25 protein-coding genes are annotated in these 24658 nt (G+C 59.4%); 13 read left to right on the top strand and 12 right to left on the bottom strand.

Translation table 11 applies throughout. The features are described 5' to 3' along the window. Positions 1–5: 5 nt before the first annotated feature. From RGAI101_RS04575 to RGAI101_RS04590, 4 genes are all read right to left on the bottom strand, one after another. Positions 6–2369, bottom strand: coding sequence for a xanthine dehydrogenase family protein molybdopterin-binding subunit (locus tag RGAI101_RS04575; RefSeq protein ID WP_008225553.1), 2364 nt, complete (start codon positions 2367–2369; stop codon positions 6–8). Positions 2370–2539: 170 nt separating this feature from the next. Continuing rightward, positions 2540–3025 (bottom strand): (2Fe-2S)-binding protein, encoded by a 486-nt coding sequence (locus tag RGAI101_RS04580; protein ID WP_008225993.1) that lies wholly within the window; start codon positions 3023–3025, stop codon positions 2540–2542. A 139-nt stretch (positions 3026–3164) separates the two neighbouring features. Continuing rightward, on the bottom strand, positions 3165–4148 hold the full coding sequence (locus RGAI101_RS04585) for a molybdopterin-binding protein (RefSeq protein WP_008225573.1): 984 nt from the start codon (positions 4146–4148) through the stop codon (positions 3165–3167). Beyond that, positions 4145–5113 carry an XdhC family protein gene (locus tag RGAI101_RS04590; protein ID WP_008228216.1) on the bottom strand — a complete coding sequence of 323 codons (969 nt, stop codon included), beginning with the start codon at positions 5111–5113 and terminating at the stop codon, positions 4145–4147. The genes RGAI101_RS04585 and RGAI101_RS04590 overlap by 4 nt, the downstream gene beginning before the upstream one ends. 157 nt (positions 5114–5270) lie before the next feature. Here RGAI101_RS04590 and RGAI101_RS04595 point away from each other — a divergent pair, with 157 nt between their 5' ends. Genes RGAI101_RS04595 through grxD form a run of 3 tightly spaced genes read left to right on the top strand, consistent with a single transcriptional unit; the run spans position 5271 to position 6116 of the window. After that, complete coding sequence (locus tag RGAI101_RS04595; protein WP_037229034.1) at positions 5271–5507, top strand: BolA/IbaG family iron-sulfur metabolism protein; 237 nt, start codon at positions 5271–5273, stop codon at positions 5505–5507. A gap of 4 nt (positions 5508–5511) precedes the next feature. Beyond that, complete coding sequence (locus RGAI101_RS04600; protein ID WP_008228019.1) at positions 5512–5757, top strand: hypothetical protein; 246 nt, start codon at positions 5512–5514, stop codon at positions 5755–5757. Further along, positions 5754–6116 (top strand): Grx4 family monothiol glutaredoxin, encoded by a 363-nt coding sequence (gene grxD / locus RGAI101_RS04605; protein ID WP_008225200.1) that lies wholly within the window; start codon positions 5754–5756, stop codon positions 6114–6116. Before RGAI101_RS04600 ends, grxD begins: the two co-directional genes overlap by 4 nt. Positions 6117–6216: 100 nt before the next feature. Here the strand turns inward: grxD and RGAI101_RS04610 are convergent, their stop codons facing one another. Then, complete coding sequence (locus RGAI101_RS04610) at positions 6217–6651, bottom strand: hypothetical protein (protein WP_157044630.1); 435 nt, start codon at positions 6649–6651, stop codon at positions 6217–6219. A 21-nt stretch (positions 6652–6672) separates the two neighbouring features. On the opposite strand from RGAI101_RS04610, the gene RGAI101_RS04615 reads away from it, so the two are divergent. Next, the gene (locus RGAI101_RS04615) at positions 6673–6927 is read left to right on the top strand and encodes a hypothetical protein (RefSeq protein ID WP_037227400.1); all 255 of its coding nucleotides are present in this window, start codon (positions 6673–6675) and stop codon (positions 6925–6927) included. A 542-nt stretch (positions 6928–7469) separates the two neighbouring features. Here RGAI101_RS04615 and RGAI101_RS04620 read toward each other — a convergent pair. Next, positions 7470–7862: a cell division protein ZapA gene (locus tag RGAI101_RS04620; protein ID WP_008225157.1), complete on the bottom strand. Its 393-nt coding sequence runs from the start codon at positions 7860–7862 to the stop codon at positions 7470–7472. Next, positions 7862–8404 carry a hypothetical protein gene (locus RGAI101_RS04625; protein ID WP_008226679.1) on the bottom strand — a complete coding sequence of 181 codons (543 nt, stop codon included), beginning with the start codon at positions 8402–8404 and terminating at the stop codon, positions 7862–7864. Before RGAI101_RS04625 ends, RGAI101_RS04620 begins: the two co-directional genes overlap by 1 nt. A 235-nt stretch (positions 8405–8639) precedes the next feature. On the opposite strand from RGAI101_RS04625, the gene tkt reads away from it, so the two are divergent. Further along, complete coding sequence (gene tkt, locus RGAI101_RS04630) at positions 8640–10655, top strand: transketolase (protein WP_008227238.1); 2016 nt, start codon at positions 8640–8642, stop codon at positions 10653–10655. 184 nt (positions 10656–10839) lie between these two features. Then, complete coding sequence (locus RGAI101_RS04635; protein ID WP_008225600.1) at positions 10840–11058, top strand: hypothetical protein; 219 nt, start codon at positions 10840–10842, stop codon at positions 11056–11058. Between the two features lie 20 nt (positions 11059–11078). On the opposite strand, the gene RGAI101_RS04640 is transcribed toward RGAI101_RS04635, so the two are convergent. Beyond that, positions 11079–12068: a DUF808 domain-containing protein gene (locus tag RGAI101_RS04640; protein WP_008229333.1), complete on the bottom strand. Its 990-nt coding sequence runs from the start codon at positions 12066–12068 to the stop codon at positions 11079–11081. Between the two features lie 202 nt (positions 12069–12270). Here RGAI101_RS04640 and gap (RGAI101_RS04645) point away from each other — a divergent pair, with 202 nt between their 5' ends. The 3 genes from gap (RGAI101_RS04645) to gap (RGAI101_RS04655) all read left to right on the top strand — a co-directional run bounded on the left by gap (RGAI101_RS04645) (position 12271) and on the right by gap (RGAI101_RS04655) (position 14602). Then, a complete protein-coding gene (gene gap, locus RGAI101_RS04645) occupies positions 12271–13272 on the top strand; it encodes a type I glyceraldehyde-3-phosphate dehydrogenase (RefSeq protein WP_008225918.1) in 1002 nt (333 codons plus the stop codon). A 61-nt stretch (positions 13273–13333) separates the two neighbouring features. Continuing rightward, positions 13334–13477 (top strand): hypothetical protein, encoded by a 144-nt coding sequence (locus RGAI101_RS22100; protein ID WP_008225414.1) that lies wholly within the window; start codon positions 13334–13336, stop codon positions 13475–13477. A 123-nt stretch (positions 13478–13600) separates the two neighbouring features. Beyond that, positions 13601–14602: a type I glyceraldehyde-3-phosphate dehydrogenase gene (gene gap / locus RGAI101_RS04655; protein WP_008228902.1), complete on the top strand. Its 1002-nt coding sequence runs from the start codon at positions 13601–13603 to the stop codon at positions 14600–14602. A gap of 194 nt (positions 14603–14796) precedes the next feature. Here the strand turns inward: gap (RGAI101_RS04655) and coaD are convergent, their stop codons facing one another. The 3 genes from coaD to RGAI101_RS04670 all read right to left on the bottom strand — a co-directional run bounded on the left by coaD (position 14797) and on the right by RGAI101_RS04670 (position 16765). Beyond that, positions 14797–15291 carry a pantetheine-phosphate adenylyltransferase gene (coaD, locus tag RGAI101_RS04660; RefSeq protein ID WP_008225701.1) on the bottom strand — a complete coding sequence of 165 codons (495 nt, stop codon included), beginning with the start codon at positions 15289–15291 and terminating at the stop codon, positions 14797–14799. 82 nt (positions 15292–15373) lie between these two features. Then, a complete protein-coding gene (locus RGAI101_RS04665; RefSeq protein WP_008227648.1) occupies positions 15374–15808 on the bottom strand; it encodes a CBS domain-containing protein in 435 nt (144 codons plus the stop codon). A gap of 60 nt (positions 15809–15868) precedes the next feature. Next, on the bottom strand, positions 15869–16765 hold the full coding sequence (locus RGAI101_RS04670; protein ID WP_008227403.1) for a LysR family transcriptional regulator: 897 nt from the start codon (positions 16763–16765) through the stop codon (positions 15869–15871). 187 nt (positions 16766–16952) lie between these two features. Between RGAI101_RS04670 and RGAI101_RS04675 the strand changes: the two genes are divergently transcribed. The 4 genes from RGAI101_RS04675 to mmsB all read left to right on the top strand — a co-directional run bounded on the left by RGAI101_RS04675 (position 16953) and on the right by mmsB (position 21622). After that, on the top strand, positions 16953–18452 hold the full coding sequence (locus tag RGAI101_RS04675) for a CoA-acylating methylmalonate-semialdehyde dehydrogenase (RefSeq protein WP_008225022.1): 1500 nt from the start codon (positions 16953–16955) through the stop codon (positions 18450–18452). A 109-nt stretch (positions 18453–18561) separates the two neighbouring features. Next, positions 18562–19704, top strand: coding sequence for an acyl-CoA dehydrogenase family protein (locus RGAI101_RS04680; RefSeq protein ID WP_037227403.1), 1143 nt, complete (start codon positions 18562–18564; stop codon positions 19702–19704). Next, complete coding sequence (locus RGAI101_RS04685; protein ID WP_008226996.1) at positions 19701–20744, top strand: enoyl-CoA hydratase/isomerase family protein; 1044 nt, start codon at positions 19701–19703, stop codon at positions 20742–20744. Before RGAI101_RS04680 ends, RGAI101_RS04685 begins: the two co-directional genes overlap by 4 nt. After that, a complete protein-coding gene (mmsB, locus tag RGAI101_RS04690) occupies positions 20741–21622 on the top strand; it encodes a 3-hydroxyisobutyrate dehydrogenase (protein WP_008225751.1) in 882 nt (293 codons plus the stop codon). The genes RGAI101_RS04685 and mmsB overlap by 4 nt, the downstream gene beginning before the upstream one ends. A 76-nt stretch (positions 21623–21698) precedes the next feature. Here mmsB and uvrA read toward each other — a convergent pair whose 3' ends face one another. Then, positions 21699–24581 (bottom strand): excinuclease ABC subunit UvrA, encoded by a 2883-nt coding sequence (gene uvrA, locus RGAI101_RS04695; RefSeq protein WP_008226749.1) that lies wholly within the window; start codon positions 24579–24581, stop codon positions 21699–21701. Between the last annotated feature and the right edge of the window lie 77 nt (positions 24582–24658).

A 24658-nucleotide genomic window follows, 5' to 3' on the forward strand; every position in this document is an offset into this window, starting at 1 on the left:
TCAAATCAACTGTTCATCGCCGCCCAGACACGCGCGGGCGTCACGGGCATGTCGATGTGACCCACATCCTTGCCGCCCGACCGCATCGCATCCAGCACTGCATTGACCACCGCAGGCGGCGACCCGATCGCGCCCGCCTCGCCGCAGCCTTTCACGCCCAGGGGGTTGTGCGTGCAAGGGGTCTGGCAGGAATGATCCACCGTATAGAACGGCACGTCACTGGCGCGTGGCATCGCGTAATCCATGTAGGATGCGCTTAGCAGCTGGCCGTCGCTGTCATAGGTACAGTTTTCCATCAACGCCTGACCGATCCCCTGCGCAAGCCCGCCATGGACCTGACCGGTGACGATCATCGGGTTGACGATATTGCCAAAATCATCTGCCGCTGAAAACCGTTCGATGGTGACCTGACCGGTTTCCGGGTCCAGCTCGACTTCGCAGGCATAGGCACCGGATGGATAGGTAAAGTTGGACGGATCATAGAATGCCGTCTCTTCCAGACCCGGTTCGATGTCTTCCAGCGGATAGTTATGCGGCACATAAGCCGCCAGGGTCACATCCCCCCAGGCCACGGATTTATCCGTGCCCGCAACGCTGAACGCACCGTCCTTTAGTTCGATATCGCCCTCGGACGCTTCGAGCAGGTGGGACGCGATCTTCTTGGCCTTGGCAATGATCTTTTCGGTCGCCCGCACCATGGCCGATCCGCCTACGGCAAGCGAACGCGACCCGTAAGTGCCCATCCCCATCGGCGTATTGGCCGTGTCGCCATGCACGATCTCGATCATGTCCTCCGGGATGCCGATCATCTCGGCGATCACCTGCGGGAATGCCGTCTCATGACCCTGACCGTGGCTGTGCGAACCTGTCATGACCACCAGACCACCGGTTGCATTCACCCGCACCGTGGCGGATTCGTAGAGACCGGCGCGCGCTCCCAGTTGACCAACAAGGTTCGACGGCGCGATGCCGCAGGCCTCGATATAGCAGTTCACGCCGAAACCGCGCAGCTTGCCTTTGGCCTCGGATTCCTTGCGGCGCGCAGCAAAGCCCGCGATGTCGGAAATTTCTTCCAGCTTGTCCATCGTCGCCACGTAATCGCCGGTGTCATATTCCACCGCCACAGGGGTGGCGTAAGGGAATTCGGTGATAAAGTTCTGGCGGCGCAGGGCAATCGGATCAACGCCCAGTTCATGCGCGCATTTATCGACCAGCCGTTCCAGCTGATAGGTCGCTTCGGGGCGGCCCGCGCCACGGTAGGCATCGACGGGCACAGTGTTGGTGAACACGGCCTTTACGTTCACATAGATCAGCGGCGTCTTGTAGTTGCCCGCCATCAAGGTGCCGTGCAGCCATGTGGGAACCGATGGTGCAAAGGTCGATAGGTAGGCACCCATGTTCGCATAGGTGTCCGTGCGCAAAGCTGTAAAGTTGTTGTCCTTGTCCAGCGCCATCTGGATTTTGGTCACGTGGTCGCGGCCATGGGCATCCGACATGAAGGCTTCCGACCGGCTGGAGGTCCATTTGACCGGACGGTTGCAAGCCTTGGCAGCGAATGTGCAGAACGCTTCTTCCTGGTAGTGAAAGATTTTCGTGCCAAAACCGCCGCCCACATCGGGGGCGACAACGCGCAGTTTGTGTTCCGGAATGCCCAACACGAATGCCCCCATCAGCAGACGGATGACGTGCGGGTTTTGCGAGGTGGTATAAAGCGTGTGATCGCCGGTGCCACGGGCATAGTCGCCGACAGCCACGCGCGGCTCCATCGGGTTGGCAACCAGACGGTTGTTGACCAGTTCCAGCGTGGTGACATGGGCCGCTTCTTCGAATGCCTTATCGACAGCGCCCTTGTTTTCCTCGACGAAGCCCCAGTCATAGCACAGGTTCGATGTCAGATCGTCATGCAGCTTGGGTGCGCCTTCCTTGACGGCTTCCTTCATGTCGATGACGGCAGGCAGATCGGTGATATCCACTACGATCGCCTCGGCGGCGTCGTGCGCTTCCGAAAGCGATTCAGCCACGACCGCCGCAATCGGTTCGCCGACATGGCGCACCTTGCCGTGGGCCAGAACGGGGTGGCGCGGTTCTTGCATGACTTCGCCATGCTTGTCCGTGACCTGCCAGCCGCAAGGGATCGACCCCACCGCTTCGAAATCCGCGCCGGTGAAAATCTTGACGACGCCGGGCATGGCTTCGGCCGCCGAGGTATCAACCGAATTCAGGACCCCATGCGCGATATCCGAGCGCAGAAAGAACACATAGGCCTGCCCGTTCAGATTGATATCGTCGGTATAATTACCTTCACCGGTCAAAAACCGGATGTCTTCGCGCCGCTTGCTGCTGGCACCAATTCCGCCATCCTTTGGCATAGTATTTCCTCCCTATGGGGTGCGGCTTTGTCGCGCACCGTCGCATTTTCTGGTTTTATTCTGTTGGTGTGGCGCCACCCAGAACCGCAGGGATACGCCTTTTCGTCTTTTCGTCGCGGGGTCCCTGCGTCCGCCCGTGCCTCCTCGCACGGGCGGACGCACCCCTAGTTTTATTCAGCCGCCAGCGCGCTGACGTCCTGACCGGACGCTGCAAGGATCGCCTTGACGATGTTGTGGTAGCCGGTGCAGCGGCAGATGTTGCCGTCCAGATAATGACGCACTTCGGCCTCTGTCGGCTTGGGGTTTTCCTTGAGCAACGCGGATGCGGACATCACCATGCCGGGGGTGCAAAACCCGCATTGCAAGCCGTGGTGGTCCTGAAACGCTTGCTGGATTACATTCAGCGACCCGTCGGCATTGGCCACGGATTCGATCGTCATGACCTCGGCACCGTCAGCCTCGACCGCCAGCATCGTACAGGATTTAACCGCTTCGCCGTTCACATGCACCACGCATGCACCACATTGGCTGGTGTCACAGCCGATATGTGTGCCGGTCAATTTCAGATTGTCGCGCAGAAACGACGCCAGAAGCGTGCGGCCCTCGACGTCGCCAGACGCGGATTTGCCGTTCACGGTCATTTTGACCTGTGTCATAGAGTTCCTCCCTTAGGTATTCTTGATCTCGTTGAGAGGAGTTAAGCACGGCATCTGCCGCGTGAGAACCGAAATTTTGCGTGAACTCCGCAATTTGCATAATATTGCTTGAAAATTTACGCGCTGCCGCGCCCCGAAACTATCCCCGTCGGGGCTGCGGCCGTGTCGCGATTTCCTTGAGCAATCCGCCGACGCCCATGCCCGCGATATCACCGGGCGTGACCGCAATTCCGCAGACGATCCGCGACAACACCCAGTCCGCGCCGTTCAACGCAGGCGACCGCGCGCACCCCGGCAGGCCAATGACCTGTCGCGCGCCGAGGGTGCCCAGAAACAGCAGGTTGCCCGGGTCCACCGGCATGCCAAAGCGCGCCACCTGCCCCCCCGCTGCGCGCAATGCGGACGGGGCCACATCGTCGATATCCGACGTCGCCGAACCGGTCAGGATCAGGATCAAGGACGTGTCCGCCGCTGCGATCGCCTGACTTAGCGCCGACACGTCATGGCCCACCATCACCACATCTTTCAGGGTGACCCGCAGGGCGGCCAGCCTGTCTGCGATCGCCTTGCGGCCCTTGTCCCCTGCGCCGCCATCAATTTCGGTGATGATCAACGTGGCGTCCGGCAGCTGGGGGTCGGCCAGACGGATGCCCCCCCGGCCCGCGTCGCAGGCACGGATCAGGTCGCCCTCGTCCACCCCATACGAGATGATCTTGATCGTGGCGACCATACCGCCTGCGCGCATTTGTTGGAACGGCGGCACGGTGGCCAGCGTGATCATCGGATGCACCGCATTCACGGCCTCGAGCGCCGCCACATCCAGCACGGCGACCCCCGGCCCATCGGCCAGCAAATTAACCCGCCCCGTAAAGGCTTTGGTCTGGCTTAGATGCGGGTGATCCGCCAGTAGGGCCTGGGCCAACCGCGCAGCGGCGGTGTTTTCATCCACGTCCGTAGCGGCCAGACGCGCCACCGTCACCGCATCAATGCCAGCCGCGCGCAGTTGCGCCAGATGGTCGGCGTCCAGCACAACGCCCTTGCGCAGCCGCCCCTGTGGCAGGGCGACGGAATGCGCCAGCAGCGCGCCAAGCGCATCTGCCGTGGGAACCTTGCCGAATTTCACGGTTTCCTCAGGCTTTGAATCATTTGCGCCAAGATGGAAACCGCGATTTCGGGCGGACCCGCGGCCCCGATGTCCAACCCCACAGGGCCCGCGATACGGTCAATATCCGCATCCGTGAAGCCCGCTTCTTGCAACCGCGTCACCCGCGATGCGTGCGTGCGTTTCGACCCCAGGGCACCGATGTAGAACGCCTTTGATTTCAACGCGATGTGCAGCGCGGGGTCGTCCAGCTTGGGGTCATGGGTCAGCAGCACGACGGCGGTCCGGGTATCGACACCGAGCTGTTCCAGCGCGGCATCGGGCCAATCGTTGATCACGCGCGCGTCCGGAAACCGCGCCTGCGATCCGAAGGCTTCGCGCGGATCGATGACGACGACGTCAAACCCTGCCACCTGCGCCATCGGGACCAAGGCCTGCGCAATATGGACGGCCCCGACAATCACCAGACGCAACGGCGGATTGTGGATCGCGACGAAGGTATCGCCGTCTTCTTCGAAGCCGGAGCGGTCCATGCGAAAGCGGTTGTCATAGCCGTCCGTCACCAGACGTGCACCGCCGCCCGTCAGGCGGACTTGATAGCCCACAGGCTGGCGTGCCGCGCGGGCAGCGACCAGATCGCGCAGGATATCAAACGGCATGCCTTGATCGCCGACGGGTTCCACCAACACGCGGATCTTGCCACCACAGGCCAGCCCGACCGCAAAGGCGTCCCCGTCGCTGACCCCGTATTCAAGCAACCGCGATGTGCCCTCTTCGATCGCTTCAAGCGCCTCGACGACCACGGCCCCTTCGACGCAACCGCCCGAAACCGATCCCTGCATCTCACCGTCGCCCGAAATGGCCAGCTGTGCGCCCACACGGCGCGGGGCCGACCCCCATGTTTCCACTACGGTCGCAAGCGCCGCACCACGCCCCGCTTGCGCCCACGCATAGGCCCGTTCCGGAGCGTCTTCGAAAATATCCATGCCCAAAGCCTCCCAAACCTCTGTTGCCTTAATTTGTAATGCGTGGCACGCAAACGCTCAACGTGCAATCGCGTGACGACTTGTGATGACTTATCTTGCACGCGGACACACGGACCACTACATCTTGCTGGAATACACCCAAGACGGAGCCCGCCCCATGCCGATGCAAGCCCCCGATATCGAAGCGCTTTTGCGCGAAACCTTCCCGAACGCCACCATCGAAGTCCAAGGCAATGACGGCGTCCACATGGCTGCGATGGTCATTGACGAAAGCTTTCGGGGCAAAAACCGCGTTCAGCAACAGCGTGCCGTCTATGCCGCGCTCAAGGGCAAGATGGACGGACCCAGCGGCGAATTGCACGCGCTGGCGCTGACGACGAAAGCACCGGACTGACGCGATGGACCTGACGCTGGTGGCAATCCTAAGCGTGTTGGTGTTGATCGTGGCGGTGCTGCGCGGCCTTCAGGCCTTGCGACACACCCGCGGCACCGAACGCGGATCGCCCCCCGGCAAAGGCTATCACGAGATCGAGACAACCTATCACTCTGGCGGTGGCGGGGGCGGACACCAGACCACCTACCGCATTCCCCGCGACCCGCAAGAATACGCTAAACGCTTTATACCGAAGGACAAATCAAAATGACCGACGTTGCAACACAGATCAAAGAGACCATCACCACGAATGACGTGGTCCTGTTCATGAAAGGCACCAAGGCGATGCCGCAATGCGGGTTCTCGTCCCGCGTGGCAGGGGTGCTGAACTATATGGAAGTCGAATTCGCCGATGTGAACGTGCTCGCTGACGAAGCTCTGCGCCAGGGGATCAAGGATTTCTCCGACTGGCCCACCGTGCCACAGCTTTATGTCAAAGGCGAATTCGTCGGCGGCTGTGACATCATCACGGAAATGACCCTGTCGGGCGAACTGGATGCGCTGTTTGCCGAAAGCGGCGTGGCCTATGACAAAGACGCCGCTGACAAGATCCGCGAAGCCAACGGCTAAAGTCCGATTTAAGGCTGGCAGACCAAAGCGGCGTTCCTTTCAGGAGCGCCGTTTTTTCATGCGGAGGCTTTAGCGCGCGCCAGATCCGTCGCGCCCCTGTTCAGTGCACGAAATCGAGGGGCAAGGCATCGCGGCGAACGGGTCGCTTCAACGCCGATGCCTCTGTCAGAAGGCGGGACCGTTCAGGGTCGGAGCATGCACCATAGGCGACATAGGCCCTCAGCTCAGCCGCCATCGGCTCAAGCGGGGTTTCGAAGACCAGATAAACCTCGTTTTCGGCAGGATCGAAAAACGTGGCAGACGGGGTCAGTGTGCCGGTTCTTGTACTGATGACCGAAAACTGGCTGCCCCCTTTCAAGGGCATGATTTCAATCGGGCGGTCCACCGTTGTCCCGTTCATCGCCCATTTCCTTACGCCAGCGAGGTGAAAGATGAAAATGTTTTCAGAGGCTTCGACATGGCTGACAATCGGGTGGTCATTCGGTTCGTTCAGGCACGCAGCTGCGATCGCATGACCTGACGATGCACCAATCACCCGAAACCCCGCATTATCGGGATGCACTGCGTCGACGAGATCGACGTGATATTGCTCTGCCCCTTCAAAGGCAAAATCCAGCGCGGCGACGACCCGCCGCTGTGCCTGAAGTACGCTTTGCGTCGTATGGTCATTGCCCCCGATCCGCCGACCGATGAAATTGCAGATGACGAAGCAGCGGTAGGTTTGCCGCAGATAGTTAAAGAACTCTCTCAGCGATCTCTCATAGGTTTCGATATCAAGCGCGGCATCCTCGGCATCACGTTCGCCTTGTGACCAGAGGACGATGTCCGCCTCCGGGTGAAGGAACGTGGTCTGTTAAAGCTGGCGACCCGGCTGATGGGCGGCTTCGTCCCACCATGACCTGCGGCTTCGGTACCGCCGCAGCAATGACGTGGACGACGCAGAGGCTTGCAACACCTCGACGGGTACTTGAGTGCGGGCTTCGAAATGCCGGGTCAGTTGGTCAATACCGTCGGCTGTCGCCCCATTGTAGGAACAAGAGGACCGCTGCCCAAGCTTTGGCCCATGACGACGCCTTTTATGGGCGTTATTTTTTTCGACACCTGAACCGCCATTCTGTGACAAGATCAATGAAATCGTATTCATAGCGCAGATGAAGGTGCCACCCACTTTGAATGACCAAAATGTGCATGCAAACGCACAGAGCAAGCAAGCGCCGACTACAATAACGAAATCAAGGCATTTGAGCGGGACCCAAGCATCAAGTTTTATCACCAGCGTCAGATTTCGGGCGCACCTATCGTGTCATCGCGATTGGCCACAGCCCTGCGGAGACGACCAACCGACCTAAACATCTAACCTGCGGCTTTTTCCTCGACTTCTGCGGCAAGCGCTTCGGCGCGGGCAGCGATCTCGGCCATGCCATCCTGCACCGACGCAGGGATCACAGGAACTTCGACGCGGGTCGGTTCGACCACCACATTGCGCAGCCCGGCCAACTCCGCTTCACGCTCTGCCAGTTCGGCGCGCACTTCGGCGACTTGGTCTTCGACGCTGGCGGTCTTGTCAGCCAGCAGCAGACCGGCCATCAGCAGCATGCGCGCTTCGGGCATCCGGCCGACCTGGTCCGACAGGATCTGCGCCTCGTCGTCCAGCATCTTGGCGGCGGCATGCAGATAGCTTTCCTCGCCCTCCTGGCAAGCGACCTCGAACTGGCGACCGCCGATGGAAATGATAACTTCGGGCATCAGGCGTTCTCCTGCGCGGCTTCGACAAGGGGGGTGAGGGTCGCCAGGATCGCGGCCGTTTCGGCCCGCTCGACACTGCGGGCGGCGCGCAAGGCGGCAAGTTCGGCCTGCATCGCGGCATTGATCAAATCCGCATCGCCCACGCCTTCGGCATTGGCGGCCCGCAAGGCAGCGCAAGCGTCGGACAGCTGCGAATTGTGCTGGCGAACCCGTTGCAATTCAACATCCAGCGCAGAGATCCTTTCGTGGGTCGCGGCGGCTTGGCCGGCATGGCCATCAGCCTCGGCCAGTTTGGCCTGCGCCTGCGCCAATTCCGCCTTTGTCTGCTCCAGTTGTGCCTGCGTGTCGGCGGTCAGCGTTTCAATCTGGGACTTCAAGGCTTTGACACGCTCTTCCAACTGGGCGTTGGCCAGGCGTTCTTCTTCAAGCTCCTGGGACAGGTCGGGCACATCTTCCTTGGCGGCGGCCAGTTTTTCCAGACCGCGCGACGCGCGTTCCATCGCAGCCATGATGCGGCCTTGTACTTCTTCTATGTCACTCATCCACGGATCCTCGTTGAAACGTCTTTTCTCTACTGTGCCAACCATCGAATCGGTGGTCAACGTGGTTTGGGACAATCCTACCCAAACGGGAAGCGAATTACTGCCCCTTTAAGAACAACGCTTTGGCGGGGGCTTTTGATGTGGTCCGCGCCCCTGCCCCCGTTGCCCTTGATCTTTGCGGGGTGGCTGGTATTGATCGCGCGAACTCTTGCCCTGATATAAGGAAGCAGCCCCCGTGGATTTGAACGCCCTTGCGAAAGCCCACCCTGAGCATTGGTCCAAAGCGACCGCCATTCGCGCCCTGACGCTGGACGCCGTCGCCGCTGCCAATTCTGGCCATTCGGGCATGCCGATGGGCATGGCGGATGTGGCGACAGTTCTGTTTGAAAAGCACCTCAAGTTCGACGCGGCCAATCCCCTGTGGCCGGACCGCGACCGGTTCATCCTGTCGGCGGGCCACGGGTCGATGCTGATCTATTCGCTGCTGCATCTTGTGGGCGATGCGCAATTCCCTCTCGAAGAGATCAAGAACTTCCGCCAGATGGGCGCGCGCACTGCGGGTCATCCGGAAAACTTCCTTGCCGATGCGATTGAAACGACCACTGGCCCGCTGGGTCAGGGCATCGCCAATTCTGTCGGCTTTGCCATGGCCGAAGAAATCCAGCGCGCGCAATACGGCAAGAAGATCGTCGACCACTTCACCTATGTGATCGCCGGTGACGGCTGCCTGATGGAAGGCGTCAGCCAAGAGGCGATCGCCTTGGCCGGACGTCACAAGCTGGGCAAGCTGATTGTGATGTGGGACAACAACAACATCACCATCGACGGTCCGGTCAGCCTGTCCGACACCGTCGATCAGGTGGCGCGTTTCAAGGCCGCCGATTGGCATGTGATTGAAATCGACGGTCACAACCCCGATGAAATCGACGCGGCCCTGACCGAGGCACGCAAAAGCGACCTGCCCTCGATGATCGCGTGCAAGACCCACATCGCTCTGGGTCACGCGGCGCAGGACACGTCAAAGGGCCACGGTGCCTTGACCGACGCCGATCAGATGGCGGCGGCAAAAGCCGCCTATGGCTGGACGACCGGCCCATTCGAAGTCCCCGCAGATGTGAAATCCGCATGGGAAGCCATCGGATCGCGCGGCGCAGCAGACCGTAAGGCGTGGGAAGAGCGTTTCGATACCATGTCGCGCGCCAAACGCGAAGAATTCAACCGCGCGCTTGCCGGTGACGCGCCCAAAAAGCTGAGCGCGACCATCAAAGCCTTCAAAAAGCAGATGTCCGAAGCGGCACCAAAGCTTGCCACCCGCGCGAGCAGCGAAAAGACGCTTGAGGTGTTGAACCCGCTTTATGTGGAAACCGTGGGCGGGTCGGCAGACCTGACCGGGTCGAACAACACCAAGACGGCTGATCTGGGTGTGTTCGACATCGACAACCGCGGTGGGCGCTATGTCTATTGGGGCATCCGCGAACACGGCATGGCATCGGCGATGAACGGCATGGCGCTGCACGGCGGCATCCGTCCCTACGGCGGCACGTTCATGTGTTTTACCGACTACGCCCGCCCCGCAATGCGTCTGGCCGCGTTGATGCAGATCCCCACGGTCTTTGTCATGACCCATGACAGCATCGGTCTGGGCGAAGATGGCCCGACACACCAGCCTGTGGAGCACCTTGCCATTTCGCGCGCGACGCCGAACACCTATGTATTCCGCCCCGCCGATACGGTCGAAACCGCCGAAGCCTGGGAAATCGCGCTGACGTCCAAGAACACGCCATCGGTGCTGTCGCTGACCCGTCAGGGCCTGCCAACCGTGCGGCTTGAGCACAAGAACAAGAACCTTACCGAACAGGGTGCCTATGTGCTGGCCGACGCCGAAGGCAAACGTCAGGTGATCCTGATCGCTACGGGTTCCGAGGTCGAGATTGCCTTGAAAGCGCGTGATATCTTGCAAGAGCAAGGTATCGGCACCCGCGTCGTGTCCATGCCCTGCATGGAATTGTTCGCTGAACAGGACGAAGCCTATCGCCGCCGCGTGCTGCCCGCCGGCCCCGTGCGTGTCGGTGTCGAAGCAGCCGTGCGCCAAGGCTGGGACCGGTGGCTGACAGGGGAACGCGGCAAATGGAACAAAGCCGACTTCGTCGGTATGGACCGCTTCGGAGCCTCTGCCCCTGCGGAAGAGCTGTTTGAAAAGTTCGGCATTACGGCGCAGAACGTCGCCGACAAGGCCAAGGCGCTTTTGTAACAAAATTTGAGGGGGGCCCTGTGCCCCCCCCTTCTTATTCAGTCCGGATTTAACCCTTTAGTTGGAGTTAAGTAATTTTCTTGCCCAGAAAACAAAATCCTTGAAACTTTATTCAAATTGCTGAATGTTACCCTTTAACAGCCCTGAGTTGAGCCGTGAGAGCTCTGGAGGGGTCCTATCGGGCATGACGTTGAACGGGGATTGGCAGAACATGGGTGCAGCATATATTCTATACGGCATCGTGTGCGGAAGCCTTGGCGGCCTCACCTGTTTTGGCGCAGGCTACGGCATCCTTGCCGTGTTCATGGCCTATGCCGTTACCGGACAACTCGCGATGCTGCTTCTTGCGGCGATCTATGTGCGCAGCCAGACGCGCGGAACAACAACCATCCGCAACATCTGACCTTTTCACCTCGCCCCCGATCAGGCGGCGGTTTTCTTTGGTGCCGACCGGTTGAAGACAGCGCGCCAAAGCGGCGTGATGATCTTTTCCCCGATGGGGATCAGGACCAGCCCGAGCGCCAGACCAAAGATCCCATCCATTGCCGCCTTGGCAGTCCATTCGACGGCCCCTTCGTACGACGGTACCATGTGTCCGATATTGGCGGCATAATCGTGGATCAGATGGCCCAGCGTGCCAAAGCCCAGGACCTCCATCCCGTGAATGATGATTGATCCGCCAACCCACAGCATGGCCGCCGTGCCGACGATCGTCAGTGCCTTCAGGAAATAGGGCATGCCGCGTACGATGGCGCGGCCGACACTGCGGGTCGCGCCCAAGCTGGCATTTTTCGCCATATACAGTCCCAGATCGTCCATCTTTACGATCAGCGCGACCGATCCATAGACCGCAGCCGTGATGATTACGGCCGCTGCGGCCAATGCCCCTGCTTCCATCCAGGCGTTCGACACTTCTAGGTTGGACAGGACGATCGTCATGATCTCGGCAGACAGAATCAAGTCCGTCTTGATCGCCCCTGCCGCCTTTTGCTCTTCCAGATGCGCAGGGTCCTCGATGACCGCCCCTTTGCCCGGATGATCAACGTGGCCTGCCCCGCCGACACCCAAAGCATGGGCTATTTTCTCGGCTCCTTCGAAACACAGATAGGCACCGCCCAACATCAGCAAGGGCGGGATCGCCCAAGGCGCGAAATTCGACAGCAGCAATCCGGCAGGCAGAAGGTAAACCAGCTTGTTCTTGAGAGATCCTTTGGTAATCCGCCAGATGATCGGCAGTTCGCGATTTGCCTCGAAACCATGAACATATTTCGGCGTCACGGCAGCGTCGTCAATCACGGCACCTGCCGCTTTGGCGCTGGCCTTGGCCGCCTGGCCGAACACATCATCCACGCTGGCCGCCGCCACCTTGGCTATCGCAGCAACATCATCCAACAGGGCCAGCAAACCACTCATCAACACTCTCCATATTCATTTCGAGACAAAATAGCGCAGCCTGCGACGAAGGCAAAGCCAAAGCCGAGGTTACCGTTTCCGCTAACACAAACATTTAACGCTAACATCCCGAATTCAGGGGGTTTTAGACCTTTAACCTTTGATCGGCCTGCAGATATAGATCGCGCAACCCCGCCCGTATTCAGCCCTAAGGACGTATTTCATGACCATCAAAGTCGGTATCAACGGATTTGGCCGCATCGGCCGTTGTACTCTTTCGCATATCGCAGCCTCTAGCCGTGACGATATCGAGGTCGTGCGCATCAATGCCACCGGCCCGCTCGAGACTGCAGCGCATCTGATCAAATACGACTCCGTGCACGGGCGTTTCCCGAACGACGTCAAGGTAGGCAACGGGACGCTGGATCTGGGTCGTGGCCCGATGGAGGTCATGTCCACCTACGACATGAAGGAACTGAACTGGGACGGCTGTGATGTCGTTCTGGAATGCACCGGCAAATTCAACGATGGCAACAAGGCGAATGTGCACCTTGAGCGCGGCGCAAAGCGCGTATTGCTGTCGGCCCCCGGCAAGAATGTGGACCGCACCGTGGTCTACGGCGTGAACGAAGGCGATCTTGTCGCCTCTGACACGATGATTTCCAACGGGTCGTGCACCACCAACTGTCTGGCCCCGCTGGCCAAGGTGCTGCACGAGGCGTTCGGCATCGAATACGGCATCATGACCACGATCCACAGCTACACCGGCGACCAGCCCACCCTGGACCGCCGCCACGATGATCTCTACCGCGCGCGCGCAGCCGCAATGGCGTTGATCCCGACATCGACCGGCGCTGCCGCCGCCTTGGGAGAAGTTCTGCCCGCGCTCAAGGGCAAGCTGGACGGTACCGCGATGCGCGTCCCCACGCCTAATGTCAGCGCTGTCGACCTGACCTTCCGTGCGTCGCGCGACGTCACGGTGGAAGAGGTCAACGCCGCAATGCAGGCGGCTGCGAATGGTCCGATGGGTCGTGTTCTGGCCTATGACCCCGAACAGAAGGTGTCGATTGACTTCAACCACACGGAACACAGCTCGATCTTTGCGCCAGACCAGACCATGGTCGTGGCAAACCGGATGGTCCGCGTCTTGGCGTGGTATGATAATGAATGGGCGTTTTCCGTGCGCATGGCAGACGTTGCCGTTGCCATGGGCAAACTGGGCTAAGTCTTGCGGCAAAGGCGTTGCCCTGTCATATCAGGGGAACGCCGCCCAAGGACCCTGCCCCATGAACACCCCGATCGCCCTTGTCTTGGCCACCCTCATCGTCGGTGGGCTGGTGGTAGATACAATGATGAACGGCAGCGATCATCTGATATTCCTCAGCAAAAAGTTCCTTGATCTGCTGGAATGGGTCGCATTCTGGCGCTGATCGGAAACCGTTGTTTCGAATTGGAACAGCTTTTTCAAACTCCTGTCCCTGATTGGCCGTGCAACGGTTGACTCTTGCGCACACAGGTTCATGTTAGCGCAAACACGAACAGGAGGACGCCCCATGGCAACCAAACTCGCAATCAATGGCTTTGGCCGCATCGGTCGCAACGTGCTGCGTGCATTGATGGAACAGGGTGCAGACGATCTGCAAGTGGTCGCGATCAACGATCTGGCCCCGCTTGAAACCAACGCCCACCTGTTTGAATTTGACTCGGTGCATGGGCGCTATGGCCGTACCGTCACCCTGGGCGATGGCACCATGGACGTAGGCCAGGGCCCGATCCGCGTCACCGCCGAACGTGACCCTGCCGCCCTGCCTTGGGGCGACGTCGACATTGTGCTGGAATGCACCGGCATCTTTGTGAGCCGCGACGGTGCGGCCAAGCATCTTGCGAACGGGTCAAAGCGTGTGCTGATCTCGGCCCCTGGCAAAGATACCATGAAAACAATCGTCTACGGCGTGAACCACGATCTGATCGACGCCAATGATACGGTGCTGAGCAATGCATCCTGTACGACAAACTGCATGGCCCCGCTGACCAAAACGCTGAATGACGCCTTTGGCATCACCCACGGCCACATGACCACGATCCATGCCTATACGGGCGACCAGCCGACCCATGACACGGCACATAGCGACCTTTATCGCGCGCGCGCTGCTGCCTTGTCGATGATCCCGACCACGACCGGCGCGGCCAAGACCTTGGGCAAGGTTCTCCCCGAACTGGACGGTGTCATCGGCGGCACAGCCATTCGGGTCCCGACCCCAAACGTATCCTGCGTCGATCTGGTGATCGAGGTATCGCGCGAGGTTACCGCCGAAGACGTCAAGGCCGTATTGCAGACCGCCGCTGATGGCCCGCTCAAGGGGATCATGGGGATGGAAAGCCGCCCGCTGGTGTCGGTTGACCTGAACCACGATGCGCATTCCTGCGTGGTCGCGACGGATCAAACCTCGGTCCAGGGCGGCACGCAGGTGCGTGTTTTGGCCTGGTATGACAACGAATGGGGCTTTTCGAACCGGATGCTGGACACCTCGCGGGTGATAGCGAAGTTCCTCTAATCCTGACTTCCTGACGGACCTGGGGCGGTGACAGCAGCATTGGAAATATGCGCTGGCACCGCTTTATCCCCTCGCCTTACAGGCATCCTGTCGGGGTGGTGACTTTTTTCGCCAGGCTCACCCAAGACACCTGACGACGTACCGCCACCGTCACCGCAAGTCACCCCTCGCGATGCCAGCCTGCGCCGATATAGCTATTTCGCAAACCGCTTCAACAACTCGGCATTCACCGTGGGCGTCACGAATTTGCTGACGTCCCCGCCAAGACGGGCGATTTCTTTGACCAGCTTGCTGGCGATCGCCTGATGTTCCGCCTCCGCCATCAAGAACACCGTCTCGATGCTGTCATCAAGCTTCCGGTTCATTCCGACCATTTGATATTCATACTCGAAATCCGCCACGGCGCGCAGCCCGCGAATGATCATCTGCGCGCCAACATCACGGGCGCAGTTGATCAGCAGGTTCTCGAACGGGTGAACCACGACCTCGACGCCGGTCTCCTCTTGCAGCTTTGCACATTCAGAGGTGATCAGCGCCACGCGTTCAGTCAGTTCGAACAGCGGTCCCTTGTCCCGGTTGATCGCCACGCCAATGACCAGCTTGTCCACCAGCGTCGTCGCGCGCCGGATGATGTCAAGATGGCCCAATGTGATCGGGTCGAAGGTGCCGGGATAAAGGCCAACGCGCATAGGGCAGTCCAGTCGTTAATCAAAAACATTCAGCCGCAAGCAAGCATTTACCTGTGGGAAACGCAACGGTAATTTCGCAACGTCAATGACCCATGATCATCCCCTGAAGGGCATCTTTTTCCATCGAAAGCTCCATCAACTGCGCCTTGACCACATCCCCAAGCGAGATGAGCCCGACCAGTGCGCCATCGGCGAGAACCGGCATGTGGCGAAAACGCCCCTCGGTCATTTTGGTCAGGATCTCGTCCGACCGCGCGTCGGTGCCGCAGGTCACCAGCTCCTTCGTCATCAACGATTCCACGGTCATATTCAGACAGGCATCCCCCTGAACGCCAAGGGCGCGAACGATATCGCGCTCGGACAGGATTCCGTCAGGCGTCTTCCCGTCAGAGCAGATGACCAAGGTCCCGATCCGCTTTTCCGACAGCATCTTGGCGGCCTCGGAAATCAGCACCCCGGGCTTGACCGTGGTCACGCTGTCATCCGCCTTGGTTTTCAGGATTTGTGAAACAAGCATGGGACACCCTCCGTAATTTTATTACTCTTGAATCTAGGTTCTCTTTAATACTGTTGCGTGTCAAGTATTTGCCTCAAGGCGGATCACTTCTGCACGCACCCCCTGTGCCAGCGCATCGGCAAAGCGGCTCAACCTCAGATTACGTCGATCATCCGCATGCCGGATCAGATAAAACGCCCTCGAAAGAGACACTTGATCCGTTAAAATCCGCTTAACTCCGGGTGTTGTCGGCAACGAGAAATCATGAACGATCCCGACACCGCCACCTTGCCGGATCATATTGACCTGCACCGACACCGAATTTGATGCAAGCGGCACCCGCGTCATCCCCAGCTCGGCCAGATAATCCAACTCACGGTCGAAAATCATATCAGGGATATAGCCTACCAACCGGTGCGCCTGCAGATCGGCAATCCCCTCGATCGGGTCATGCGCCGCCAGATAGCTTTCAGCCGCCGCCAGATGCAGCTGATAATCTGCAATTTTCTGCACCACCAGCCGACCCGCCGTGGGCGCGCTCACCCCAATCGCCATATCCGCTTCGCGCCTTGACAGGTTGAACACCCGCGGCAAGGCGACAATCTGGATGTCCAGCCCCGGATGCTGCGCGACCAACCGTGCGCACACCTGTGGCAAAAGGTAATTCGCACAGCCGTCCGGCGCGCCAATCCTGATCTGTCCGCCCAAATGGTCCGTCGGCTCTGCCACTCCGGCTGTGGCCATCCGCATGGTCTGCTCTGCCGCTTCGGCACGCGCCAAAAGCTGCGTCCCCGCCTCGGTCAACGCATAGCCCGTGGGTGATTTTACAAAAAGCGTCGCGCCCAGGCCCTTCTCGACCCGCGCCATCCGCCGCCCCAATGTGGCAGGATCCAGCCGCACCAACTTACCCGCGCCCGACAGGCTCTGCTCGCGGGCGACCGCCAGAAACAGCCGTAGATCGTCCCAATTTCCCAACATAACGCCTCTTTCCGCTTCATTTTGCCAAATAAACTCCGGGGGAGTCCGTAAGGACGGGGGCTGGCCCCCATACCCGGCTGAGATCGCCCCCTACTTTGCAAAAACGCAAAACAGTTTTGAATTCATGCCCCTTTCACAATCATTTTTGCAAGCCTATCGTACGCCCAAACATAACCGGAGGATTCCCATGCAAGAGCTCACCCACTATCTGAACGGCGAACATGTCAAAGGCACGTCGGGCCGTTTCGCCGATGTCTTCAACCCCGCAACGGGCGAAGTTCAGGCCAAATGCCCGCTCGCGAACGAGGCCGAGATGGACCAGGCCGTGAAATACGCCATGGCCGCACAGCCCGCCTGGGCCGCCGTGAACCCGCAGCGCCGCGCGCGTGTGATGATGAAATTTGTCGACCTGCTGAACCGCGACATGGACAAGCTGGCCGAAGCGCTTTCGCGCGAACACGGCAAGACGCTCCCCGATGCCGCTGGCGACGTACAGCGCGGGCTTGAAGTCGTCGAATACTGCATCGGCGCGCCTGAATTGCTGAAAGGGGATTACACCGACAGCGCAGGCCCCGGCATCGACATGTACTCCATGCGTCAGCCTTTGGGGGTCTCCGCAGGCATCACGCCCTTCAACTTCCCTGCCATGATCCCGATGTGGATGTTCGCACCCGCCATCGTCTGCGGCAACGCGTTCATCCTCAAACCGTCCGAGCGTGATCCGTCCGTTCCGCTGATGCTTGCTGAACTGCTCGAAGAAGCGGGCCTGCCAAAAGGTATCATCCAGGTCGTCAACGGCGACAAGGAAGCGGTCGATGCGATCCTTCACCACCCCGTCATTCAATCGGTGGGCTTTGTCGGCTCCACCCCAATTGCCGAATATATCTATGGCACGGGCTGTGCGAATGGTAAGCGCGTCCAGTGCTTTGGCGGTGCCAAGAACCACATGATCATCATGCCGGACGCCGACCTCGACCAAGCGGCCGATGCGCTGATCGGTGCCGGTTACGGTGCTGCTGGCGAACGCTGCATGGCGATTTCCGTGGCCGTGCCTGTGGGTGACGAAACCGCAGACCGCTTGATCGAAAAGCTGGTCCCACGCATCGAAAAGCTGAAAGTCGGCCCCTACTCCTCGGGCAACGATGTGGATTACGGCCCTGTTGTCACCGCTGCGGCCAAGGCCAACATCGAACGTCTGGTTCAAACCGGCATCGATCAAGGCGCGACCTTGGTTGTCGACGGGCGTGACTTTAAACTGCAGGGCTACGAGGACGGTTTCTTTGTCGGGCCTCACCTGTTTGATAACGTCACCAAAGACATGGACATCTACAAGCACGAGATTTTCGGCCCCGTCTTGTCCACCGTGCGCGCCAAAACCTACGAAGAGGCTCTAGGCCTTGCGATGGATCACGAGATGGGCAACGGCACCGCGATCTTTACCCGCGACGGTGATGCAGCACGCGATTTCGCGAACCGCGTCAACGTGGGCATGATCGGCATCAACGTGCCAATCCCTGTGCCGTTGGCCTATCACACCTTTGGCGGCTGGAAGAAATCCGTCTTTGGTGACCTTAACCAGCATGGTCCCGATGCGTTCAAATTCTACACACGCACCAAAACCGTGACCTCGCGCTGGCCCTCGGGCATCAAGGAAGGTGGCGAGTTCAACTTCAAACCGATGGAATAACCCATCTTCTGCGGGGGTCACGGCCCCCGCAGACCGCTTGCGTCACCGGCAAGCCTCGTTATAATTAAACATGCGTTCATTTCGTCAGGTCTTGGGAGGGATCACCGCCATGGATTTCGCACTTTCCGAAGAACAAACCGCCATTTTCGATATGGCTTACGGCTTTGGCCAGGAACATATCGCCCCTTTCGCCCGCCAATGGGAAAAAGACGAAACCATCCCGAAGGACCTGTGGCCCAAAATTGCCGAGCTGGGGTTCGGCGGTCTCTATGTCTCTGAAGACGCGGGGGGATCAGGGCTGACACGGCTTGACGCGACCTTGGTGTTCGAGGCGCTGAGCATGGCCTGCCCGTCTGTCGCGGCCTTTCTGTCGATCCACAATATGTGCGCCAAGATGCTGGACAGCTTCGCAAGCGATGAGCTGAAGGCCCGGATCATGGACGACGTCCTGTCGATGAACACCGTGCTCAGCTATTGCCTGACCGAACCGGGATCGGGGTCGGACGCTGCGGCACTCAAGACGAAATGCGACCGGACCAACGACGGCTACATCCTGAACGGCACGAAATCCTTTATCTCGGGCGGCGGTTATTCCGACGCCTATGTCGCCATGGTGCGCACCTCGGACAACGGGTCGGCGGGCGTGTCCACCGTCTATGTCGAAGACGGCACGGATGGTCTGTCCTTCGGCGGGCTGGAGGATAAGATGGGCTGGCGCAGCCAACCAACCGCGCAGGTCCAGTTTGACAATTGCACCATCCCTGCCGGCAATCTGGTGGGTGAAGAAGGCAAAGGCTTTAAATATGCCATGATGGGGCTGGATGGTGGCCGGTTGAACATCGCCGCCTGTTCGCTGGGGGCTGCGCAGACCGCGCTGACCTCGACCCTTGATTACATGGGGGACCGCAAGGCATTCGGCCAGTCCATCGACCAGTTTCAGGGCCTGCAATGGCGGCTCGCGGATATGGAGATTGAACTGCAGGCCGCCCGCACCTTCCTGCGGCAGGCAGCCTGGAAGCTGGATAACGGCGCGCCGGATGCAACCAAGTTCTGCGCCATGGCCAAGAAATTCGTCACCGAAGCCGGTAGCAAGATCGTGGATCAATGCCTGCAGTTGCATGGCGGCTACGGTTACCTTGCGGATTATGGCATCGAAAAGCTGGTCCGCGATCTTCGGGTGCACCAGATCCTTGAAGGCACCAATGAGATCATGCGCGTCATCGTCGCCCGTGACATGCTGAAAAACAGATGAGCGATATTTCAATCCGCATCACCGGACGCGCGGGCCGGATCACCCTGACCCGTCCGCACGCGTTGAACGCAATGACCTATGACATGTGTCTGGCCATCGAAGATGCCTTTGACGCATGGCTGGACGATGACTCCGTTGACCTGATCATACTGGATGCGATCGGCGACCGTGCCTTTTGTTCCGGCGGAGACATTGCCGAACTCTATGCCACAGGGACCAAGGGCGACTATGGCTATGGGCGAAAATTCTGGGCAGACGAATACCGCCTCAACGCCAAGATCTTTGCCTACCCCAAGCCTGTCGTCTCGTTTTTGCAGGGCTTTACCATGGGCGGCGGTGTCGGGCTGGGCTGCCACGGGTCACACCGCGTGGTGGGGGAAAGCAGCCAGATCGCCATGCCGGAATGCGGCATCGGATTACTGCCTGACGTGGGCGGCACATTGTTGCTGGCGCTGGCTCCGGGGCGCGTTGGCGAATATCTGGGCACGACCGCCACGCACATGTCTGGTGAAGACGCGATTTTTGCGGGTTTCGCAGATCTTTACATCCCGCAGGCAGACTGGCCCGCGGCGATCGAAGCCCTTGAAACAACTGGAGATATCGGCACGCTCGACAAGGTAAAGACTACGCCGCCCCCGTCGACCCTTGCCGCACTCCAAGACCAGATCAACGCCGTCTTCGACGGAGAGGCGCTGATGGACGTGCTGAACGCCCTCAAAGCGGCTGACAGCCCATTTTCCCAGGAGTGCCTGAAAAAGATGGGCCGGATGAGCCCGCTTGCCATGGCGGCCACGATCGAAGTGATCCACCGCCTGCGCGGCCCGTCGCTGAGCATCGAAAAGGCGCTGGATCTGGAATACCGCTTTACCTTCCGCGCGATGGAGCATGGCGATTTTCTGGAAGGCATCCGGGCTGCGATTATCGACAAGGACCGCAACCCAAGCTGGCAATATGCGGATATGAACGTTCCCATCGCAGCGGTCGGAAAGATGCTGCAACCCTTGGGCAAAGATGCCCTTAAACTGGAGAAAATGACATGAGCACATTAAAAATCGGTTTCATCGGGTTGGGCAATATGGGCGCGCCGATGGCTGCCAATCTGGCCAAGGCCGGCCATAAGGTCACCGGCTTTGACGTGGCAGGCACAACGGCGGAGGGCGTTGGCGTCGCGATGGACATGCAGTCGGCTGTCGCAGGGATGGACGTGGTCATCACCATGCTTCCGAACGGGTCGATCCTGCGCCAGGTGGCGGCACAGGCGATCCCGCATATGGCGGCGGGGACCCTATTTATAGATTGCTCGACCGTAGATGTTGAAAGCGCGAAGAACACCTCGGAAGCCGCTGAAAACGCGGGGATAATGGCGATTGACGCGCCAGTGTCGGGCGGGATCGGCGGGGCGGCTGGTGGCACGTTGACATTCATGGCGGGCGGGACCGAGGCGGCGTTCGCCAAGGCAAAACCCCTTTTTGATATCATGGGTCAGAAGGCTGTCCATTGTGGCGATGCAGGCGCGGGTCAGGCTGCCAAAATATGCAACAACATGATCCTGGGCGTCACAATGATCGCCACCTGCGAGGCCTTTGCGCTGGCGGACAAGCTTGGCCTGGACCGTCAGAAGATGTTCGATGTGGTCAGCACCTCATCCGGCTATAGCTGGTCGATGAATGCCTATTGTCCTGCCCCCGGCGTTGGCCCGACATCGCCTGCCGATAACGACTATCGTCCCGGATTTGCCGCCGAGTTGATGCTGAAAGATCTGGGTTTGTCGCAACAGGCGGCAGAGATGGCCAATGCGGACACACCCATGGGCGAACTGGCCCGCGCACTTTATGCGCAGTTCGTCGAAGACGAGGACGGCTTGGGCAAAGATTTCTCGGCGATGCTGCCCCGGTTTGAGAAACGCAATCGCGGGTAAGTTTTTAAGGGCAAGGCCGGGGGTTTCACACCCCCGGACCCCCCTTGGAGTTTAGTTGGCAAAATGAAGGATGCCCCTATTCAGCGGCAACCTTGCGCGGGGCCAGCATAGGCTTGAGGTAGTGGCCCGTATGGCTTTCAGCCACTTCGGCAACCTGTTCCGGCGTCCCTGTAGCCACCACACGGCCCCCGCCATCGCCGCCTTCGGGGCCGATGTCGATAATGTGGTCCGCGGTCTTCACTACGTCCAGATTGTGTTCGATTACAATCACCGAGTTTCCCTGATCGACCAATTCATGCAGCACTTCCAACAGCTTGCGGACGTCTTCAAAATGAAGGCCCGTGGTCGGTTCATCCAGGATATAAAGCGTGCGGCCAGTGGACCTTTTGCTGAGTTCCTTCGACAGTTTCACACGTTGCGCCTCGCCGCCTGACAGGGTCGTCGCCTGTTGGCCCACTTTGATGTAGCCAAGGCCGACGCGCATCAGCGCATCCATCTTTTCGCGGATTGACGGCACGGCCTGAAAGAAGGTCTGCGCGTCTTCGACGGTCATGTCGAGCACATCGGCTATGGATTTGCCTTTGAACTTAACCTCAAGGGTTTCGCGGTTATACCGCTGGCCCTTGCAGGTTTCGCATTCCACGTAGACGTCCGGCAGGAAATGCATTTCAATCTTGATGACGCCATCGCCCTGACACGCCTCGCAGCGGCCGCCTTTGACGTTGAAGCTGAACCGCCCAGGCTTGTAACCGCGCGCCTTGGCTTCGGGGAGACCTGCGAACCAGTCGCGGATCGGCGTGAAGGCACCGGTATAGGTCGCCGGGTTCGAGCGAGGCGTTCGCCCGATGGGTCGTTGGTCGATGTCGATCACTTTGTCCAGATGCTCTAGCCCCTTGATCGTTTCGCAAGGTGCAGGTGTCTGGCGGGCCCCGTTCAGGTTCATGGAGGCCGTTTTGAACAAGGTCTCGATCGTCAAAGTCGACTTACCGCCGCCTGATACACCCGTGACGCAGACGAATTGCCCCAAGGGGAAGTCAACGGTGATGTCGTGCAAGTTGTTGCCCGAAGCTTTGACGACCTTGATCTTTTTCTTGTTGCCCTTGCGACGCTTGGCCGGCACCGAGATTTCGCGCTTGCCCGTCAAGTATTGCCCGGTCAGGGAGTTCGGATCGTTGGCGACGTGTTCGGGCGTGCCGTGGCTGACCACCTGCCCGCCGTGGACACCGGCCCCCGGACCAATATCAAAGACATAGTCGGCCTCGCGGATCGCTTCTTCGTCATGTTCCACCACGATCACGGTGTTGCCTTGGTCGCGCAGGTTTTTCAGGGTCAGCAGCAAACGGTCATTGTCGCGCTGGTGCAAACCGATGGAAGGTTCATCAAGCACATACAGAACGCCGGTAAGACCCGAGCCGATTTGTGAGGCCAAACGGATGCGCTGGCTTTCGCCGCCACTTAACGTGCCGCTTGAACGTGCGAGTGTAAGGTACTCTAATCCCACGTTATTCAGGAACCCAAGACGCTCGCGAATCTCCTTGAGAATGGCGCGGGCGATTTCGTTTTTCTGGACGCTGAGTTGGTCGGGAACCGCATTGCACCACTCGAAAGCTTCGCGGATCGACATCTGAACGACCTGACCGGCGTGCAGGCGCTGGTCCGGTGTACCGTCGACAGGGCCGATCTTGACGGCCAAGGCTTCGGGACGCAGACGGTAGCCGTTGCAGGTGCCGCAGGGGCGGTTGTTCTGATAACGCTCGAATTCTTCGCGGATCCAGTTGCTGTCAGTCTCGCGGTAGCGGCGTTCCATATTGGGGATCACCCCTTCGAACACACGGCTTACCTCGTAGACGCGGCCGCCTTCGTCATAGCGGAACTTGATCTCTTCCTTGCCGGAGCCGTACAGAAATACCTGTTGCACATTCTCTGGCAGGTCTTTCCACCTTGTGCTCTTGTTGAAGTCGTAATGTTTCGCGATGGCTTCAATCGTCTGAAGGAAATAGGGCGACTTGCCCTTGCGCCATGGGGCCAAAGCGCCGTCATAGATCTTGAGGTTCTGGTCCGGCACGACAAGCCGCTCGTCAAAGAACAGTTCCTTGCCCAGACCGTCACAAGACGGGCAGGCACCAAAAGGGGCGTTGAACGAGAACAGGCGGGGCTCGATCTCGGGAATGGTGAAACCACTGACCGGGCAGGCGAATTTCTCGCTGAAGGTATGGCGTTCGGGTTCGCCCTCTGCGGGGGCTGTTTCAAGAATGGCGATACCATCGGCCAGATCAAGCGCCGTGCGCAGACTGTCAGCCAGCCGGGTTTCCAGCCCTTCGCGGACGACAAGGCGGTCAACGACCACATCAATGTCATGGCGGAATTTCTTGTCCAGCGTCGGCGGTTCGTCCAACTCGTAGAACTCGCCATTCACCTTGACCCGCTGGAACCCCTGCTTGCGAAGATCAAGGAATTCCTTGCGGTATTCGCCTTTGCGGTCGCGCACGATGGGGGCCAACAGATAGGCGCGGGTCCCCTCCTCCATCGTCATGATGCGATCGACCATGTCCTGTACCTGCTGCGCCTCGATGGGCTTGCCGGTCGCGGGGGAATACGGCGTGCCGACACGGGCAAACAGCAGTCGCATGTAATCGTAAATCTCGGTCACGGTGCCAACGGTCGAGCGGGGGTTTTTCGACGTGGTCTTTTGTTCGATCGAGATTGCCGGAGACAGGCCGCTGATGTGATCCACATCGGGTTTCTGCATCATATCAAGGAATTGCCGGGCGTAGGCGCTTAGGCTTTCTACATAGCGGCGCTGCCCTTCGGCATAAATCGTATCAAATGCCAGCGAGGATTTTCCAGACCCCGACAGACCGGTGATCACCACCAGTTTGTCGCGTGGAATATCCACGTCGATGTTTTTCAAATTATGTTCGCGCGCGCCGCGCACTTCGATGTTTTTCAGTTCAGCCATCTGACACCCCCGTTAAGACTCTGTACATAGGGGCGCGTTCCGGATTCTCCAATGGAAAAATCAGAACACATCAGGAA

It is taken from the genome of Roseobacter sp. GAI101, assembly GCF_000156335.1.
GTDB lineage: Bacteria > Pseudomonadota > Alphaproteobacteria > Rhodobacterales > Rhodobacteraceae > Sulfitobacter.